Here is a 17,727-nt window from a genome sequence, read left to right as displayed (position 1 = left end):
TCCCATGAACCCTGTCAGGATGATCTCAATGGCGACGGTACTCTCCGCGGCGGCGTTTGCTTCGTTGACCGATCGCACTGCGGCGAGCGAATGGGGATGTGAGGTGCTCCTGTGCGCATCATCCTCGAACCCGGCCTGGCGCGGCGTGCCGGCGTGTCACCCACCGATGCAGCGGCTGATTTCGGCAATGGGCAACTGGGGATTTTCCTGGCCGACTTGCCCTGAAGCCGGGACCGGCAAGCCCGGCTACGAAGCCTATGACGAATGCCCTTCCGGATGGAGCGTCGGATCCAGCAACCAAGATCATGGCGGTGGTCAGAGCGACCTCTGTATTCAGGTTCGCAACAGGTGTCCGTCAGGCTATGGCGGCCGCGATGGTTGCCAGGAAACCGTAACGATGCCGCGCCCTGTGCGGGAAGATCCGTACTATTTCGACATCACGGCCGGCGATGGAAAGGTGACACGCCACTGGTTCAATCTGCGCAAATAGACAAGTCTGTGCTTTCAATTGCCACCACGTCCGAAATTGCAGGTTCGGCACGGTGCGTCACAACGGCGAATCATTGAAACGGTTTCTCCTTCTATTCAGGCAGCGAGCCAGTGTTCCTTCAAAGGGCTTCAGCGTCTTGATCGCGTCTGCGATGCCGATTGCATCCGATGTGGCCGGATCAGCCACGATCGCGGCTATGAGATAGACAAGTTTCTGACGGGCCTCATCGGCGTTTGCCGGCGCAAGCACGATCAGTTTGGAAAGAGCGCGCTTCTCGCGCCAGCGAAAGAAGATCAGCGCTGGATAACGCACAAGCTTCCATGCCGATGAAGACGGTTCCTCGGCCGTGACCCTTCCCTGACGCGCGCGCTTGTGGCGCGCAATGCTCCATGACATCGTTCTGCGATGCCGAAAAAGACTTCCCATCATCTTCATTCTTCCAGGAAGATACCGGATCTGGTTCCAGGCACGGGTCTGAAACGGCACTGCATCCCTTCCTGACATCCTCGACAAATTCGCTTAGCCCGGTCGCGCTTCGCTGATCCTTCGCGGGTTCATAAAAACGTTGATCGAGGACGAGCGCACGATAGGATACGAAGCCCAGCGAAACGAAACGAAGAGAGGGCCAATAAGTCGTTGTTTAGGAACGGAAAGTTATTTGTTCCTCCGCCGAACGACGGGAGCGATTTCAAAGAGTTGTTCAAACGGTTGGCGGCGGCAGGTGCTGGTCGGCCGCCGGGCGAGGACGGGTTTCCTGCAGGTCCATGGACGCCCGAGCTTCTTGCAGAGGCGATTTCACAGATTGATTCCAATCCGGTTGGAGTCGATCTGCGAACGGTGCAGCTTTGGTTTCAAGAAAATGAGAAGGGAGTAAGCACTGCCAATATTCGCTGGCTAGCGAGGATTTTTGGATGCGATGATCCTATCGCAACCAGCGAATGGCAGATGGAGCTTAGTACGGCGCAATCGAGGTTGTTGGCCAAGAGGCGAGAATGGAAGCGAGCCGGTAGCGGCATTGCGTTGGCGGTTCCAGATATGCCCCGAACCGCGTCCTCTGATGACGATTCCGGATACCAGGCAGCGCTAGCACGGGATACTGGCGCCAATCGGCCGAGGCAGCGCTTTAGTCTGGCAAGGAAATCGGAGGCGCTGTTTAGTCACGGATCTCCCCTGAATTTACCGGCGTCGGTGTTTGCCGGCATGACCGCCCTTGGCTTTTTGTCGTACATCAATGGTATCCACAACGTAACCTACGAGCGGGCGGACGGGCTCGTTAAGCAGGTTGGGTTCCTTTGGGCGGCAAATTGGACACTCGACTTCATGGTGTTTTTACCGCTGTTTTTCTTCTTCGTCATAGAGTTGCTGGCCTTCTGGAAAAGTGATGGGCGCAAAAAACTCGCAGCGCCTGGCGGTGAGGTGGATAGCGATGACGCCTGGATGCGCAACGTTGACGCTTCGTCGTACACGTATTGGTCGGTTTTTTTGATTTGCTTGCTGTTCGCGGGTCTTTTCCAGTGGGTCGGCGTGTCCTTGATCCCGTTGATGAAAGGCGGCGGCAACTATGCCATGGATTGGGGGAAAATAGCTCTCGTGCGTCCTGAGGTCATATCTGTCCCGGCAACGGTCGTTTTTACCGGGCTAGCTTACCTATACATGTGCCTGGTGTTTTATCTTTTCTTCGTAGGTCTCATTTTACTCTATACGATTGTTCATGATCTTTGGAAAATTGGAAACGGATTGAAGAAGCGGCCGGATGTTGATCATCAGCACGAGTTGAGTGAAGCCGGCCTCATAGTGATGCGAGGGGTTTTTCGGTGTGCTGTTTTGGGGATTCTGGTCGCCATATGGATGAAGGTCCAAAGCTCTTATCTGGCATCCAATGGTGAGAATATTGTCGCGTGGTTGGTCGGCGATATGTCTTCGATCTTCCAAAGCCGCAATGATGTGAGCACCGGGTTCCGCTATCGAATGCCGACGCATTACAGTAGCCTCCTTGTCGCCATATCGGCCTGTTTTGTATTTCTGTATGGCTCCATCCGATTAGGTGTCGGAAGTCGATTTCATGCGCCTTTGTGGAAGATGTCGGCGGTCGTGGCGTTACTTGTTGTCAGCTACTTGTTGATCGACGCGTTTGCCGGCTTTTCCACCCTTCTCGCCATTACAGTGCTGCTCGCACTATACGGCCTGATCGATCCAGGATTTGGTCGCTGGCGAGCGAGCGAGTTAGGAAACAATCAGAGTGTTTCATAGTTGGCTCGATCGTTGGGACGAACGCCGGGCCCTTCGCGGAGAGGAAGGGAAGAAAGCAACGGATTTCGTCCTTGACGCGGAACGCGCCTTTCCAGGTGCGAAGAGGATAACAAGTATCGAGGAATTCTGTGACCTTGCGGACCAGGCTGTGGCTGATCCAACCTTTTTCGATGAGCCCACTGCGAGCGATCAGGGCTTTGAAAGGGAAGGTGGGTGGCTCAAATTTCCATCGGACATCTCTACTGATGTAGAGCAGAACAATGTCGTCTTGGCGAAAATCACAGAAAGCGGCGCGTTCAATCAGGCGATGGTGATTTTTCACCATTGGAATGCAACCGCCTGGAATCGTCAGATTGCCAGCTATTTCTCGCAGCGTGGCATCACGGTTGTCGAGATTGCTATGCCCTATCACTTCGAGCGCAGCCGTCCCGGCTCCGCGCACGCCGACTATATGCTTAGCCCTAATCTCGGTCGAACGATCCAATCTGTAAGGCAGGCAGTGTTGGATGGGCGAAAACTCATACGTTGGTTGAAAAGCGAGGGCTATCGAGAGATTTCGGTTCTCGGAATGAGCTTAGGTTCCTGGGTTGCGGCCCTAGTCGCGGCACACGACCTGGCTGTGTCAAAAGCCTCGTTGTTTCTGACGGCGGGGAGTCTAGCGGATATGGTTTGGACGGGTCGCGCGACACGAACGATACGCGATAGCCTTGGGCCTGAGATTGAGCTTACCGATCTGAGAAGAGCATGGGGTTCACTTAACTTGGAGAATTACGCGCATAGTTTGGCACGGCCTGGTCTCGATCTTCACGTTGTGTTGGCTAAGAGAGACAAAGTGGTGTTGCCAGAGCTATCACAGAGGTTCATGCAAAGGCTGAAGGACGCCGACGCTCAGCCAAATATTCTTGAATTAAACTGTGGTCACTATTCGCTTGCCATTCCGCCCTACATTTTGCTGGCTGGTTTGAGCTTGAAACGGTTCCTGTCGAGGGCGCATTTCGGAAGATCCGGTCGCTAATGTCGGGACAGCGGCGCGACTGATTGGGTAGATGAGGGCCCCAAGCTCGCTGGGCCGTAACCGCTCGAAGCTGTCGCGATCGGCCGGCAACAAGCCAGCCACTGCCATCGTGTTCCCGAGCGAGCGCGGAGCGCCGAGTCGGGTCATGCGCTAACCGGCAGCTTGAGAATTCGCTCGAAACGGACATCGGTGCCCGTGACGATTTCGCGATAACCGTTAGTCGACCATTCGACCAATCGATGATCGTCACAAACATAGCGAGCGTCACGTGGTGTGCAGCAACCCCCCTGCCCTCCCCGCTTCCAGCGAGGTATAGGCGCAGAAGCGAGAACTTTCGACCATCGCTGCATGAGGGAGCAGCAGGCCCGGTCCGCTCGAGATCGGGAAACAGGACCAAGACCATGGTCGGCCCAGTCGCAGGCAGCAGAAACGCGTATCCCACCACGTGACGAGATGGTGTCGCTAGGATGTATGTGGGGCGTTTGGGATCGAATTCGTCGACCCCCTCCCCTGCCAAACTTCGATGTCTCATTCGACCGGCCTCGGGAGATCCAGATCCGCGCACGCAACAGGTGCATCGAGTCGATGAGGTCGTCGGCACCTCTGTATCCCGCCGTCGAGATCGCTAATACCCGCATCCGCTTTGCTCCGGTTTGGTTGGGAACCGGGGCAAGTGGCCCGATTTGGGCTAACCTCGCGACTAGTGAAACTATGAGTGATTCTGCAGCGTTTGGTCGTGACTCGACGGGCCGAGCACCGGCGGCAGGTGAGCGTACCCTAATAGAAGTGTGAGTGTGGACTTCGCCGCAGCAGTTCCCCTGAGTTTAGTAACGTATTGATATTTCTAGAAAATTGCGTTCCTTCTGAGTGCAGGCACGGGAGTGGGTAGGGTTGGCATTAAGGTTTCGTTAACGCAAATTCTCTTGCCGTATCGTAGGAATCGCACATACTGGCGCTAAATCGGCGCGTTGTCTCAAGTTGGCGCTATTTTCTCTTGCGACGGAAACGAGATGGACGCGCTGCCCTCCTTTGAGTTTGACGACAGGATTCTCGCCCAGGGCGCGGAGATCTCCCGCAAGCTCGATCAGTTGCGCATGGAGAAGTTTCCGCCAAATGCCGAGAAGACGTTGCGTCCGTTCGGCATGGCAGAAGCCGCTCACTATCTCGGCGTGACCCCCAACAATCTCAAACGGCTGCATCTCGAGGGCAAGGGCCCTACCCCACAGATCGGCGGCGGCGGGCGGCGCTCGTACACGGCACAACAAATTGTCGAACTGAGGCACTATCTCGACAAGAACGGCAGATCTGACGCCAAAAAATACGTGCCTGGCCGCAAGGCGGGAGAGAAGCTGCAAATCATTGCCGTTGTCAATTTCAAGGGCGGCTCCGGCAAAACGACCACGGCGACGCATCTCGCACAACACCTCTCGCTCACTGGGCATCGGATCCTTGCTGTCGACCTCGACCCTCAGGCCTCCTTGTCAGCCTTGCATGGTTTCCAGCCGGAGCTCGACAAGAATCCGTCGCTCTACGACTCAATCCGCTACGACGACCCAAGGCCGCTCACCGACGTTATCCAAGCGACAAATTTCCCGCTCCTCGACATCGTCCCCGCGAACCTTGAACTCCAGGAGTACGAGTACGAGACGCCGCTTGCGATGCAGACGTCACAGGAAGGCAAACGCTTTTTCACTCGACTCGGAAAGGCCCTCGAGACCGTCGATGATCGCTATGACGTGGTCATCATCGATTGTCCGCCGCAGCTCGGCTACCTGACTCTCACGGCGCTCAGCGCCGCGACGTCGGTCCTGATCACCGTTCATCCCCAGATGCTGGATCTCATGTCAATGAGCCAGTTCCTGCTCATGCTCGGCAACATCGCCAAGACTATCAAGAAGGCCGGGGCTAACTTCAACCTGGACTGGCTCCGATATCTCATTACCCGTTTCGAACCGACTGATGTGCCGCAGGCGCAGATGCTTGGCTTCATGCAATCCATGCTCGCCGAGGACATCCTCAAGAACCCTATGCTCAAATCGACGGCGATCTCGGACGCCGGCCTCACCAAGCAATCGCTCTACGAAGTCGAGCGCGCGAATTTCAATCGGGACACGTATGACCGTGCGATCGAGAGTCTCGACGCGGTCAACTTCGAGATCCAGGGGCTGATTCACCGGGCGTGGGGACGGCTATGAAGTTGTCGGCCGTAAAAACTCCAGAAAAGGCGAGAGCTTTCAAAGGGCTAGCTTCGCGACGTGAGAGCAATCATGGAGCGCCCGTTGCCAGCGTGGAAACCAAAATGGCCGCGTTGACGGCCGTAAAAAGCACTAAAAAGGCATGGCGGATCAATGCACTAACGGATTGGGGGTGCTAGATGGCACGAAAGAACCCGTTTGCAAGCCTGCTCACCAGCGATGACACGCCTCCCGAAAACCGCGCGGTTCTCGACTACGCAGCCAAGGGTGCGACCCGGTCCCTGTTGAGTTCGATAGACGAGATGGCAGCCTACGCCGGTAAGCTGCTCGAAGGCGAAACAATCGTCGAGCTAGACCCTGCGTTGATAGACGACTCCTTTGCCAAAGACCGCTTCTCTCTTGAGGGCGACGACTATCGAGACGAGCTTGAACGCGTCGTGGCGGCCGTGCGTGAGCGCGGGCAGGACACGCCCGTTCTGGTCAGGCCACATCCGCAACAGCCAGGCCGCTACATGCTGGTCTTCGGCCATTTGCGGCGCCTCTCGGCCGTCAGGCTCGGGCGCAAGGTGCGGGCCGTCGTCAAGCAGATGACTGACCGTGAACATGTCATCGCGCAAGGCCAAGAGAACAACGGTCGCGCCAACACCTCATTCATTGAGAAGGCAGTGTTCGCCGCAGATATCGTCAATCGCCAGTTTGATGATGACCATTCGACGGTCATGGCAGCCTTGGGTGCCGACAAATCTACGCTGTCAAAGATGCTCGCGGTTGCCAGTTTGCCCGAACCACTCTTGAAGGGCATTGGGCGCGCGGCCCGGATCGGCCGGGACCGCTGGTACGACCTCAAACTGCTGCTCGACAAACCGAGTAACTTGGACAAGGCGCTCCAATTCGTCACGTCGACGTCCATCGCCGCGTTGCCGAGCGACCAACGGTTCGAGGCACTAGCAACTCATCTCAAAGCCACCAGGGCTGAAACGGGCAAAAAACCCACCGTGGCCCGCAGTGCCTGGACGCCAGCAGATGGCCGCCTAGCAGCCGAGACCGTTGCTGAGGGAAAGAAGTTCACTCTTGCTCTGAAGGCAAGGGGACCCGACGCGCGAGCGTTCGGAGACTACCTGACGAAGCACCTCGATCGACTTTACGAGGAGTTCCGGCAGCAAGACGACACGAGAACCAACGGAGAGTAGCCCGCAAAAGAAAAAGGCCCCCGAAACAGGTTCCGGAAGCCCTTCTCATAGTGTCGCAACTGGAGAATCGCATTTCCGAGAATCACCGTCAAGAGTCTTCGTGACTCGGCGCCGTTTCGGCGAGCGGATTTCTTTTGCCTAACAAAAGGTAAAGGGAATGCAGACGCATACCGCAACGACGCCCTTTGGGCGGCGGCCGATGACGCTTGGCCTGATTTCAAGCCAGGTAACGGCCAAAAAGATAGATCAGGGCGCCACGGTTTCCAAATGGCGGGTGTTTAGGGACATTCGCGAGGCCAAGGAGGTGCTCGGTGCTACCGATCGCGCTCTCGCCATCCTCAACGCCTTGTTGACGTTCCATCGCGACGAGGAACTCAGCGGGGAGGGCAACCTGATAGTCTTCCCGTCGAACGAGCAGCTCATCCGTAGGGCCAACGGCATGTCGCCGGCCACGTTGCGCCGTCATCTCGCCAATCTGGTGACTTCGGGGCTTGTCATCCGCAGGGACAGCCCCAACGGCAAACGCTTCGCTCGGAAAGGGCAGGGCGGAGCGATCGAGCAGGCCTACGGATTCGATCTCGCGCCGATCCTGGCGCGTGCCGCGGAGTTTCGGGAGCTAGCAGAAGCCGTCGCTGCCGAGCGCAAAGCATTCCGGGTGGTCAAGGAGCGGCTGACCATCTGCCGGCGCGACGTGACCAAGATGATCGATGCCGGGATCAACGAGAACGTGCCCGGCAACTGGCGGGCCTTTCAGCGCCGCTATGAGGCAATCATTGCCCGGCTTCCGCGGACAGCGCCACGACAGGCGCTCGAGGCGCTCGCCGATGAATTGGAAGATCTATGGGCCGACGTCCACCAGACGTTGGAAACATTCGTCAAATCAGAAGATTCGAACGCCAATGAGTCTCATTCTGAGCGCCACATACAGAATTCAAACCCAGACTTTAATCCTACCGGTGAAATTAAAAGCGGCTTACGAAAAAAGAATGAAGCGAGCGGCAGCGCCGAGCATGCCGACAATGTGCGCAGCCTGCCAAGACGGGATCTGCCGTTGGGAATGGTGCTGAGCGCCTGCCCGGATATCGTGCACTACGCCGAGGGTGGGCAAATCCGGACCTGGCGAGATCTTGGCGCCGCCGCCGATCGAGCCCGGCCGAGCATGGGGATCAGCCCAAGCGCCTGGCAGGAAGCGGCCGAGGTCATGAGTCCGCAGCATGCGGCGATCGTGCTGGCCGCGATCCTGCAACGGGCCGAGCACATCCGCAGCCGTGGCGGTTATCTGCGCGATCTGGTGGAGCGTGCCCGCCAGCAGAAATTCTCAGTCTGGCCGATGATTACGGCGTTGCTCAATGCCAGGATGAGCGAGCTGGAAAAGGCGGCCGCGTCAGGCGCGGCTGGCGGCTCGCCTGCAGGGCAGGGCGCCGAACCCAGGGGAGACGCCGGTTCGCTGGAGATCAGCAGCGCGCTGCGTGACAGCATGAAGAAAAAGGGCTGGTGACGAGGTCCCAGCTACCCGGCGGATGCGCCCACGTTCGCGGCCGCGTCGGCGATGAGCCCCGATCGGCGCGCTCGGTCGATGAGGTTTTTGACGGAGGAGGGCGACCATTTCGACCCGCCGCGGGGAGTCCGTTCATGCAAGCGCTCGAGCTGGCCGGCGATCTCGCGCAGCGTCAGGGCCGGGTTCGAGGCATGGATGCCGGCCACCAGGGTCATCAGCCGGTCTTCGGGCAGGCGGGGAGGGGACTTCCTGAGCAGGCGAGCATCGGCGAGATGCTCGGCGACCAGCCACTTCACAGCGCGGCGGAGGCGTTCCGGCGTCCAGTCAAGACCGCGCTGCTTCAGCACTCGCGCAATGTCGTCCCACGTGTTGTCGGGCCGCATCCGCCGCACCGTGGGAAGCCACTGGCTGGCGGTGGCTTGAATGCGCGCGCCAAAGGCGGCCCTTTGGGCGGCCGTAACCTTCGCCAGCGCCTCCGGCCGACGCTCGCGGATTCCGGGATTGCCTGGAAGCTTGCCTTTCGCCTTCGCCGCGCGAATCCCAGCCTTGGTGCGTTCGGAGATCAGCGCGCGCTCGAGTTGGGCGACGGCGCCGAGGACCTGCAGCGAAAACATGCCCTGCGGCGTTGTGGTGTCGATCGGATCCCGCAGCGAGCGAAAATGGGCATTCCGGGCGGTCAGATCCTCAATCACCTCGAGCAAATGGCTGACCGAGCGCGCCAAGCGGTCGAGACGCACGACGACCAGGGTATCGCCGGCGGGGATTTCGCGGACGAGCCTGGCGAGGGCAGGGCGGGCGCGCGAGGCGCCGGAGCCATGCTCCTGGACGATGGTCTCGCAGCCGGCGGCACGCAGTTCCATCTCCTGCGCTTCGGTGGTCTGTTCGTCCGTGGAGACGCGCGCATAGCCGATAAGCCGGCCCTGTGGTCGACGGGAAGCGCGATTTTGCGTGTCAGCGGCCATCCGGAGCGCCTGAGAGTGTGTTTTCGGAGCAGCTTTTCCAAACACAGAGGATAAGGATAACCGATCATTTGTAAACGTCTCTTGAGGGACTTTGCACCATCGCTACCGGCCGGCAGATGCCGGAAATGCGCGGTTTTCGCGCTCCCCTCGTGTCTGGGCTGCGTGGCTGTACAGACCACGGCGGAACTCCTTAATGCATGACGTGGTGGTCGTCGAAATAATCCCCGACAGGTCAAGTTAAATGGGAACTGGCTTGACAATCGCAAATCAGATACAGCCAAAACAATGGCTTATGAAATCGGCAATCTGCCTCTGGAAGCCCTCATTCGGCCGACCGGAGAGGCAACCGCGACTTTGGTGCGCCTCGATGAGCGCCTGGCACGCTCGCCCGTGCGCGAGGGTTGGATCGAGCGCTCGCACTTCCACGACGCCACCGCCGCTCTATGGATCGAAGGCGAGCTCGTCCACCTTGAAGATCTGGTCTTCCACGACGCTCAGATGGATCAGCGTTCACCGACCCACGAACTGACCAGGGCACACGCCGTCTTGCGCAAGCGACGGCGTATCCTCTCCCAGCCCTGCGACTGGGTCTTCGGGCGGGAAGGCCTGCGCGAGCTGACGGGGCAGGATGGGTCCGGCGTGGACCTATCGGTAGATGGCCGGGAAGGGGAGGGGGGCGTGCTGACGAAAGCCGCGCCCGCGACGGCGGCTGAGGTGCCCGAAGACGATGCGCTGACCCGGGAATTCGCGGAGATCGATGCGTTGCTGGCGCGTTCGTCCAAAATCCTCAGCGGCGCCGCCGTGCCGCTGCGGCGGGTTCCGCAAGACGATAACCGGCTGTCGGTGTTTTTCGACGAGGATTGGGACGAGGGCGGCCGGCTCGCCGAATGGCGCGATGCGCTGGATCGGACGCGGCATCTGCCCGTCGTGCTGCGTGCCGCGCTGCTGCTCGATGCGTGGAACGACATAGAGGTACTTCAGCGGGGTGCCTGGATTGGACCTCTTCTGGTGGCTGCTCTGATGCGCCAGGAAGGCCCTGCCGTCCATCATCTGCCATGCCTGCATCTCGGCGCGCAAAAGATTCCCCGCGAGCGCCGACGCGCCCACAACCGAACCGATCGGCTTCTTGCCTGGATCGACGCCATATGCGAGGCGGCGAGCACCGGGCTGAAGGAGCACGACCGTCTCCTGCTCGCCAAGGAACAGATGGAACGCGTGCTCCGCGGTCGCCGCGCCACCTCGAAACTCCCCGCACTGCTCGACCTCGTGCTGTCGCGACCGTTGGTGTCGACCAGCATGATCCAGGAGGAGCTGAAGGTCTCGCGACAAGGCGCGCTCGATCTCGTCGGCGCGTTCAACCTGCGTGAGTTGACGGGGAAGGGGAGTTTTCGCGCATGGGGGATCGTCTAAGATGGTGAATGTGCACTCTTTCGGGCGGCACCCCTTCCGCGCTGACAAGGATCGCCGTCGCCGCCACAGCGCTTGCCAGCGGATTCGAAATGTGGGTGCACAACCAAATCGTTGACGTCCACCCTTATCGCTCCAACCTCACGCGCAGCCTTCGCGCTCGCTCCTGGAATGCGCCTTCGCCACCCTCTAGGATGTCGCAGACCGCCCTTCTGATATCTGCATTCTCCAATCCGCCCGACCTGTATGAGATCGGCGGCAGGGAGCCGTGCGGATGCGGTCCCGCGTCGGCGATGATGATCTGGTCCGCGTCGGTGTTGATCACGAGGTTTGCATTGTGCGTGACCATGATGACCTGGCGGTGGACCTTCGCCTCGATGAAAAGGTGGACCAGCTCATCGAAAACCGACTTGGGATCGAGGTTCTCCTCGGGCTGGTCGATCACCAGCGGCCGGTTATCGCTGTCGTCCAGCGCTAGATAGAGGAGCAGGAGCACGATGCCGCGGGTGCCCGGCGACAGCTTGCGGATGTCGACACCATCGTAATCGATCCCATAGCGGATCGCGATATGATCGGTGCTGAACAGCCATTGCGCAAAGCGCTTCGACCAGGCGCGGAATTCCGTCTGGTCAGTGTGCGCGACCGGGGAATGATCCAGCAGGTCCTTTTGATAGAGCCGTCGGAACTCCGCCATTGCGGCGACGACGGCGTGTGAATCCCCGGTCTCCCATGCGTCCTTCATCACCTCATTTGCTTTCTGCAGCAGCGTTCCCTTTCCCCGAAACGCGCCGGCTTTCCTGAGGTCTATCAGACCTGTCAATCGGCACCCAAAACTGACCCCGGATTGGAGTGGGCCCCTCGGGCCGGACGATTTCAGGCGGCGTTTTTGACCGGCGGCCGGGCGTGCTGCTTCTCGTACTGTTCTGGGCTCAGGTAGCCAAGCGATGAGTGAAGGCGCCTGGCGTTGTATTTCTCGATAAAGGCCGGGAGCTGCTCGGCGACCTCCTCGGCGGTTTCGAAGTCGAGCGGGTAGACGCCCTCGACCTTCAGCGTCTTCATCAGGCTCTCCATCATCGCGTTGTCGTACGGATTGCCGCGCCGCCCCATGGATCCGACGAGCCTCGCCTCGCGAAGGCGGTCGCGGTACTTCTCGGCTGCGTATTGCGACCCGCGGTCGCCGTGGTGCACGCAACCGGGCGGCGGCTGGCGCAGGGCAATCGCCGCGTCGAGCGCCGCCAGCGTCAGCCGCGCGTCGATCCGCCGGCTCATGGCGTAGCCGATGATCCGTCTGGACCAGGCGTCCATGATGACGGCGACGTAGACGAAGCCGACGGCTACGGCGACGTAGGTGATGTCGGCCACCCAGAGCTGGTCAGGACCGTCGACGATCATGTCTTTCGTCCTGTCCGGGAAGATCGGCTGGTCGTGGTCGCTGTCGGTGGTCGTGACGTAGCGGCGCCGGCGCCGGGCATTGAGCCCTTGCTCGCGCATCAGTCGCTTAAGCTTCTTGTGGTTCACGACCCATCCCTGCTGGCCGAGCGCCGCCTGCATCCGCCGCCATCCATAAACTTCGAACTCGTCCTTGAGGGCGTGCATCGCCTCGACCAAGGCGGTGTCGTCGACGGCTCGCTTCGGCTTGTCGTAGTAGGTGGAGCGCGCGATCCCCATCAGACGGCATCCTTCCGAGACGGAGAGACCGCGGGGCCGGCGACGACGGACATGGGTGCATTTCTCGGCCGTGGTCCGAAGCGTTGAGCCCCCTTTAGAAATTCCAGCTCGAGCGCCTGCTTGCCGACCAGGCGCTCGAGCGCGGCGATCCGCGCCTCGTAGGCCTGGACCAGGTCAGCGGCCTGTGCGTCGTCATCGAATGCGCCGGCCTCGTACTTGTCGACCCAGATCCGGATCAGGTTGCGGGAGATGTCGTGGCGCTTCGCCAAGCCATGCAAGGTCTCGCCGGCCAGATATTCCTGCACAACCTGCCGCTTGAATTCGACGCTGTGGGATCGGTGTCTTGCCATGGCTTCCATCCTTCGAAAGCCCGGCGCAGGGTCAAATCATTTCCGCTCTAATCGTCCGGCCCGAGGGGCCCACTCCAGATCGGCGTCCAATTTTGGCTCTGACGCAATCCCGATGATCATGCCGCGCCGATCAGTCTGGCTTGCAGGAGGTCGAGCTTTCCACGACCATACATCTGGCGCTTCACCAGCTTGAGTTTCGTGATCTGACCCTCGGTCTGCCCGTTCGACCAGGGTTCGATGATGGCGGCGCGGACGGCTGCGCGGTCGCGCGTGATGCCGCTTGCGAAAGACGCAATCAGGCTCGTGGTGGCCTCCGTTACCCAAGCGTCCAGGTCGCTCGCGGCCTTCGTCCGGATCATCGCCTGGAACCTGTCGATGAGACAGCGGGCCTCGACCAGCATGGGCACGCCCGCCCCGACGGCGGCCATGGTCACCGAGTCGGATTTGCTGAGGTGATCGCGAGCCGTTGTCATCAATCGCGCGATGGTTCTGGCCGACGGCACTTTGCGAAGTTGCTGTTCGGATGCCCGCTCGGCGCGGCGGCGGCGGGTCGCCCACTCGCCGACTACGCGGAGCGAGCCGCGAAAGCCCTTGGACGTCAGGCGTCGCCAGAGCTCGGCGCCATTGCGGCAACCCGCGCTCCACCACTCGTCGAGCATCGGCAGGTACGCTTCAAGCGAGCTCTGCCGAACCCGGAAGATATCCGTCCTCTCGCCGCGCATCACCTGTCGGACCAGTTTCCGGCTGTGGCCGGTGCGGCGCACGATCTCCTTGATTGCGATGCCTTCGCCTGCGAGCTTCATGATTGCGGTATTAATTTCCTCGCGTCGCAGGAATCCCTCGTATTGCAGCCTCTCCGCGCAGGTCAGCAAGTCGGGATCAATCGTGGCTGCGCCGATCGCGGCCCGGATCGGGCGCATCGATTTCCGCACGGCGTCCAGGAAGGCGGAACTTGCATTCTCCATGAGATGCCAGCGGTCGGCGACCTGAATCGCCTCCGGCAACGTCTTCGTCACCGCTTCGCCATAACCGCCGCCGCGGTCGCGCGAGACAATCGCGATTTCGGGATGATTGGCGATCCACGCCTGCACGGTAGCGATCTCGCGATCGGGCAAGAGCGTCACGATGCGCCGCCGCTCCAGATCGCATACTATGGTTCCGTAGCGATGATTTCGACGCCACGCCCAATCGTCGATGCCGATGACGTTCAGACGATCATAAGGCAGACCGGCACGACGCCGCACCACCCGCAACAGCGTGTCGTTGCTGACCGGCACCATCAGCCGCCTGGCAAAGCCGGCGGCCGGCCTACCGCCAAGCGCCAGCCCGAGATGATGAACGAGACACTCGAGACGCGACGTTCGCCTGGAGCGTTCGGCGACCACATCGTCTTCGAACCGCTCCGCGAAGATGCGTCGCCGACAGAACGTCGCCTCGCAAACGAAGCGGCGGGCGGTCAGCCGAAGCCTGACCTTCCTGCCGGCACATGGCAGGTCCGCGATGGTCCTGACGTATCGGCTGTGGACGCGGACGGAAACGCGCCCACAGAGTGGGCATTGCCGACGCGGCGACCGAACGTGCCGAAACCACCAACATCCCCTCCTCCTCGGCGGAACGCTCGACAACCAATCCGGCCGGGATCAGGGACGACAAACTCAATATGTTCGCCATGGCGCTGATTCCCCTCGTGAAACAGCACCAATCCGCCATGCAAAATCATCAAATCTGAGTCAGAGCCCAATTTTGACCCCCCTTGCAGAGCACGACGGTGAGCGCCCGACCGGGTGGAGCTGGTCGGGGTTGCGCAGCCCGGTCGGGCGCGTTTGTTGGGCGCCCCGGCTTTAGCTTTGAGATCGGTTCTTGAAGCGCCAGGACTCGTTGCCAGTCTCGATGATCTCGCAGTGATGGGTGATCCGTGGAGCGATAAGTTGTCTGGCCAATTTCTCGGCCGAGGCGCCGCGCTTCGTCAGCTCGGAGACGCTCGATAAGGTCGTCACGGGCTTGGTCCATGTCTGCTGCTTTCTGTACGATGGACGATGCTGCATGTTCATATTATGTTCTAGCAGATCGAGCGTTGCAAATCTCGGTCCATCTTCCTCGGCCCTCCGCGGCGGAGAAAAAACCGGGGTCGGCTTCCATGCTTCTGATTGAGGCGAGCGGACCACGGATGGAAAAGAGCTAAGTGCCAGTGACGACTATGCTCCTTCAAGGGCCTTGGCGCTCGATCTCCACAACGATTTTCCCTCTCTCGAGGGCGTGGCCTACCGATCGCGTCACAACAATGGGGAGATCTGCTATGCGCTGTTCGATCGCGTTCTGTCGTCAGATTTGATCGAGTTGCAGAGCCATCTCTTCGAGGACAACCGAATGGCTACGGCACGATGATCGTCGATCTGGAGCGCCGTCAGGTTGTCGACATTCTGCAAAACCGACGCGTAGCGAGTACGCCATCCGGCGCGGCGTCTTCTGAAGCGTGACCGATCTGACGACCGCCATCGAGGCCTACTTGGAGCATCACAATGCCGACCCCAAACCCTTCATCTTGACCGCTCAGGCCGTTGACATCCTAAAACCTCGCCCGAGGGCGTCGAGCCCTATTTGACTGCGGGATAGAGTTTACCCAGAACAGGCAGGAACCTGGCTCCTTTGAGCGCCAGGAAGTCGCGGAAGGCGCTTATGGCGGGCGTCACGATGCGATCGCTCCGGATTACTGAGAACCATTGTCGGCGAACTGGGACGCCGACAACGTCCAGAACGGCCATTCGTCCCGCTTCTACCTCGAATGCGACGGTATGTGCCGATATGAACGCAACGCCCAGGCCAGCCATGACCGCCTGTTTGATTGTTTCATTGGAATCCATCTCCGTCCCCGGCTCCTCCACCAGCCCCGGAATGTCGGCGAGAAACCGCTCGAACGACAGGCGCGTGCCCGAGCCCGCCTCGCGCACGATGAAGTGCTCTTCCGCGATTCTCGCCTTTGGTATGTCCCTCGCGCCCACTAGCGGATGGTCCGGGGGCGCAACAATCACCAGGGGGTGGTCGCCGAACACCCGGGCTTCGACCGGCAGGTCCGGCGGGGTCCGTCCCATCAGCGCGATATCGAAGACATGATCCTTTAGCTTGGCGATCGTCTCTGCGCGGTTTCCGATCACCAGCTTAAGGTCGATGTTGGGATACTCCTTCTTGAAACCTGCGATAATTTGTGGCGCGAAGTACTTTGCCGTCGAGACAGCACCGATGATGAGATGCCCCTTTCTCACACCCTTAACGGCATCAATCTCTTCCTGAAGCAGCCGCATTGTTTCATCGACAGCATGCGCGGCCTTAATGAAGACGAGGCCTGCGTCAGTCGGACGCATCCCGTGCGCGGATCGCTCGAAAAGTTGAATTCCAATCGCTTCTTCAACCTGCTGGAGCTGCAACGTCACCGCCGGCCCAGTTAACCCTAACGCCTTGGCTGCGCTTACGATTTTACCTTCCATGTGTATGGCGGAGACCATCCTGAAGTGGCGAAGGGTAACGTTGCGCATACCGAATAGTAAGCAAAACTAACTTCGGATGTAAATGGATTAAAGTTTACTCATCAAAATTCCTCTGATTGGGTGACGTCGATCTAGGCGGTGACCCATCGCTGATCGGGAGGAGAAGTATGAGCGCGCCGACACTCAACGCATTTCTGTTGTCGCAGGAAAGTGGCGGCCACAACGCCGATGTTCTCGCAACCGTGGCTGCGCTGGCCGATGCGGCAATCAAGATAAACCACGCAATTCGAACGGGTTCGCTCGATCGTGCCTTCGGCGGCAGCAAGGGAACCGTCAACGCGGACGGCGACGCGCAAAAGGAACTTGACCTCTATGCCGACGAGACGTTCATCGAGGCCATGCGGCACGCGCCGATACGGAGCGTCGCATCGGAAGAGCGAACAGATCCGGTCGCAATCAACGCCGAAGCCCACATCGCGCTCGCAATCGACCCCCTCGATGGGTCGTCCAATATCGACGTCAATGTCTCCATCGGCACTATATTCTCGCTCCTCCCTGCGACTGGCGCGCCGGATACCGATCCGGCCGCCTTCTTTCTTCAGTCCGGTAACCGACAGCTCGCAGCGGGCTTCTTCATCTACGGTCCGCAACTAGCACTCGTCCTGACGGTTGGCAGCGGCACCCATGTCTTCGTTTTCTCGCAGAGTCTCGGCACCTTTGTTCAGACGCGTGAAAGCTTAACAATATCCGAGCGGACACAGGAGTTCGCGACCAACGCTTCAAACTATCGCCATTGGGACGAAGCCGTGCGGCTCTATGTCGACGATTGTCTCAAGGGGGAAGATGGCCCGCGCGGCAAGAACTTCAATATGCGCTGGATCGCCTCGCTGGTTGCCGATGCCTATCGCATTCTGATGCGCGGCGGGATCTTTCTTTATCCTGGAGACGCTCGTCCAGGATATGGAAACGGGCGCCTGCGGCTCGTGTACGAGGCCAACCCGATTGCCTTGTTGATCGAGCAGGCTGGGGGCCGTGCCACTGACTCCGTGCGTGCAATCCTCGACATTACCCCCACCAGCCTTCACCAGCGCGTCCCGTTCGTCTTCGGTTCCGCCAGGGAAGTGGAACGCATCAGCCGCTATCATACTGAGCCCAGCACGATTGCCGATCGGGCGCCGCTGTTCGGCAATCGCGGCCTTTTCCGAGCTTGAGCGAGAAGA

General features: G+C 59.9%; 13 protein-coding genes and 4 pseudogenes. 9 read left to right on the top strand and 8 right to left on the bottom strand.

The window, feature by feature from the left end; translation table 11 throughout:
- Positions 1-4: 4 nt before the first annotated feature.
- A complete protein-coding gene (locus tag IHE39_RS25030) occupies positions 5-490 on the top strand; it encodes a hypothetical protein (RefSeq protein WP_192568380.1) in 486 nt (161 codons plus the stop codon).
- A gap of 57 nt (positions 491-547) precedes the next feature.
- On the opposite strand, the gene IHE39_RS25025 is transcribed toward IHE39_RS25030, so the two are convergent.
- Positions 548-976, bottom strand: coding sequence for a hypothetical protein (locus tag IHE39_RS25025; protein WP_192568379.1), 429 nt, complete (start codon positions 974-976; stop codon positions 548-550).
- Between the two features lie 150 nt (positions 977-1,126).
- Here IHE39_RS25025 and IHE39_RS25020 point away from each other — a divergent pair, with 150 nt between their 5' ends.
- Both IHE39_RS25020 and IHE39_RS25015 read left to right on the top strand, forming a co-directional pair.
- A complete protein-coding gene (locus tag IHE39_RS25020) occupies positions 1,127-2,740 on the top strand; it encodes an RcgA family putative transporter (RefSeq protein ID WP_192568378.1) in 1,614 nt (537 codons plus the stop codon).
- On the top strand, positions 2,730-3,755 hold the full coding sequence (locus IHE39_RS25015) for an RcgR family putative quorum lactone hydrolase (RefSeq protein WP_192568377.1): 1,026 nt from the start codon (positions 2,730-2,732) through the stop codon (positions 3,753-3,755). The genes IHE39_RS25020 and IHE39_RS25015 overlap by 11 nt, the downstream gene beginning before the upstream one ends.
- Before the next feature lie 286 nt (positions 3,756-4,041).
- Here IHE39_RS25015 and IHE39_RS31175 read toward each other — a convergent pair.
- Positions 4,042-4,287, bottom strand: a pseudogene (locus IHE39_RS31175) (acyl-homoserine-lactone synthase); the annotation flags it as partial.
- 478 nt (positions 4,288-4,765) lie between these two features.
- On the opposite strand from IHE39_RS31175, the gene repA reads away from it, so the two are divergent.
- The 3 genes from repA to repC all read left to right on the top strand — a co-directional run bounded on the left by repA (position 4,766) and on the right by repC (position 8,638).
- Complete coding sequence (gene repA / locus IHE39_RS25010; RefSeq protein ID WP_192568376.1) at positions 4,766-5,950, top strand: plasmid partitioning protein RepA; 1,185 nt, start codon at positions 4,766-4,768, stop codon at positions 5,948-5,950.
- Positions 5,951-6,129: 179 nt separating this feature from the next.
- Complete coding sequence (gene repB, locus IHE39_RS25005; protein ID WP_192568375.1) at positions 6,130-7,140, top strand: plasmid partitioning protein RepB; 1,011 nt, start codon at positions 6,130-6,132, stop codon at positions 7,138-7,140.
- A gap of 157 nt (positions 7,141-7,297) precedes the next feature.
- The gene (gene repC / locus IHE39_RS25000; RefSeq protein WP_192568374.1) at positions 7,298-8,638 is read left to right on the top strand and encodes a plasmid replication protein RepC; all 1,341 of its coding nucleotides are present in this window, start codon (positions 7,298-7,300) and stop codon (positions 8,636-8,638) included.
- Positions 8,639-8,649: 11 nt separating this feature from the next.
- Here the strand turns inward: repC and IHE39_RS24995 are convergent, their stop codons facing one another.
- Positions 8,650-9,600, bottom strand: a complete 951-nt coding sequence (locus tag IHE39_RS24995) for a recombinase family protein (RefSeq protein WP_192568373.1) — start codon at positions 9,598-9,600, stop codon at positions 8,650-8,652.
- A 285-nt stretch (positions 9,601-9,885) separates the two neighbouring features.
- On the opposite strand from IHE39_RS24995, the gene IHE39_RS24990 reads away from it, so the two are divergent.
- Entirely contained in the window at positions 9,886-11,010 is a 1,125-nt protein-coding gene (locus tag IHE39_RS24990; protein ID WP_192568372.1) for an RHE_PE00001 family protein, read from the top strand.
- A gap of 124 nt (positions 11,011-11,134) precedes the next feature.
- On the opposite strand, the pseudogene IHE39_RS24985 reads toward IHE39_RS24990, so the two are convergent.
- The 4 genes and pseudogenes from IHE39_RS24985 to IHE39_RS24970 all read right to left on the bottom strand — a co-directional run.
- Positions 11,135-11,818: pseudogene (locus IHE39_RS24985) on the bottom strand (AAA family ATPase); the annotation flags it as partial.
- A 62-nt stretch (positions 11,819-11,880) separates the two neighbouring features.
- Entirely contained in the window at positions 11,881-12,777 is an 897-nt protein-coding gene (locus IHE39_RS24980; RefSeq protein WP_192568413.1) for an IS3 family transposase, read from the bottom strand.
- Entirely contained in the window at positions 12,675-13,025 is a 351-nt protein-coding gene (locus tag IHE39_RS24975) for a transposase (protein WP_192568371.1), read from the bottom strand. The genes IHE39_RS24980 and IHE39_RS24975 overlap by 103 nt, the downstream gene beginning before the upstream one ends.
- Positions 13,026-13,141: 116 nt before the next feature.
- Positions 13,142-14,696: pseudogene (locus IHE39_RS24970) on the bottom strand (ISL3 family transposase).
- A 528-nt stretch (positions 14,697-15,224) separates the two neighbouring features.
- Here IHE39_RS24970 and IHE39_RS24965 point away from each other — a divergent pair.
- Positions 15,225-15,410 (top strand): annotated as a pseudogene (locus tag IHE39_RS24965) (RES domain-containing protein); the annotation flags it as partial.
- A 209-nt stretch (positions 15,411-15,619) separates the two neighbouring features.
- Here IHE39_RS24965 and IHE39_RS24960 read toward each other — a convergent pair.
- Positions 15,620-16,555 carry a LysR family transcriptional regulator gene (locus tag IHE39_RS24960; RefSeq protein ID WP_192568369.1) on the bottom strand — a complete coding sequence of 312 codons (936 nt, stop codon included), beginning with the start codon at positions 16,553-16,555 and terminating at the stop codon, positions 15,620-15,622.
- Positions 16,556-16,674: 119 nt separating this feature from the next.
- Here IHE39_RS24960 and IHE39_RS24955 point away from each other — a divergent pair, with 119 nt between their 5' ends.
- Positions 16,675-17,718, top strand: a complete 1,044-nt coding sequence (locus IHE39_RS24955) for a class 1 fructose-bisphosphatase (protein WP_192568368.1) — start codon at positions 16,675-16,677, stop codon at positions 17,716-17,718.
- Positions 17,719-17,727: the final 9 nt, after the last annotated feature.

Origin of the sequence: Aminobacter carboxidus, assembly GCF_014863355.1 — a bacterium.
GTDB classification, from domain to species: domain Bacteria; phylum Pseudomonadota; class Alphaproteobacteria; order Rhizobiales; family Rhizobiaceae; genus Aminobacter; species Aminobacter carboxidus.
The sequence above is the reverse complement of the archived record's forward strand: the minus strand, read 5'-3'. Positions and strand labels throughout refer to the sequence as shown.

What these genes read in the sequence shown, in the direction of transcription:
- IHE39_RS25030 (WP_192568380.1), top strand. Translation starts at nt 5, where the DNA reads ATGAACCCTGTCAGGATGATCTCAATGGCGACGGTACTCTCCGCGGCG.
- repA (WP_192568376.1), top strand. Translation starts at nt 4,766, where the DNA reads ATGGACGCGCTGCCCTCCTTTGAGTTTGACGACAGGATTCTCGCCCAG.
- repB (WP_192568375.1), top strand. Translation starts at nt 6,130, where the DNA reads ATGGCACGAAAGAACCCGTTTGCAAGCCTGCTCACCAGCGATGACACG.
- repC (WP_192568374.1), top strand. Translation starts at nt 7,298, where the DNA reads ATGCAGACGCATACCGCAACGACGCCCTTTGGGCGGCGGCCGATGACG.
- IHE39_RS24995 (WP_192568373.1), bottom strand. Translation starts at nt 9,600, where the DNA reads ATGGCCGCTGACACGCAAAATCGCGCTTCCCGTCGACCACAGGGCCGG.
- IHE39_RS24990 (WP_192568372.1), top strand. Translation starts at nt 9,886, where the DNA reads ATGGCTTATGAAATCGGCAATCTGCCTCTGGAAGCCCTCATTCGGCCG.
- IHE39_RS24975 (WP_192568371.1), bottom strand. Translation starts at nt 13,025, where the DNA reads ATGGCAAGACACCGATCCCACAGCGTCGAATTCAAGCGGCAGGTTGTG.
- IHE39_RS24960 (WP_192568369.1), bottom strand. Translation starts at nt 16,555, where the DNA reads ATGCGCAACGTTACCCTTCGCCACTTCAGGATGGTCTCCGCCATACAC.
- IHE39_RS24955 (WP_192568368.1), top strand. Translation starts at nt 16,675, where the DNA reads ATGAGCGCGCCGACACTCAACGCATTTCTGTTGTCGCAGGAAAGTGGC.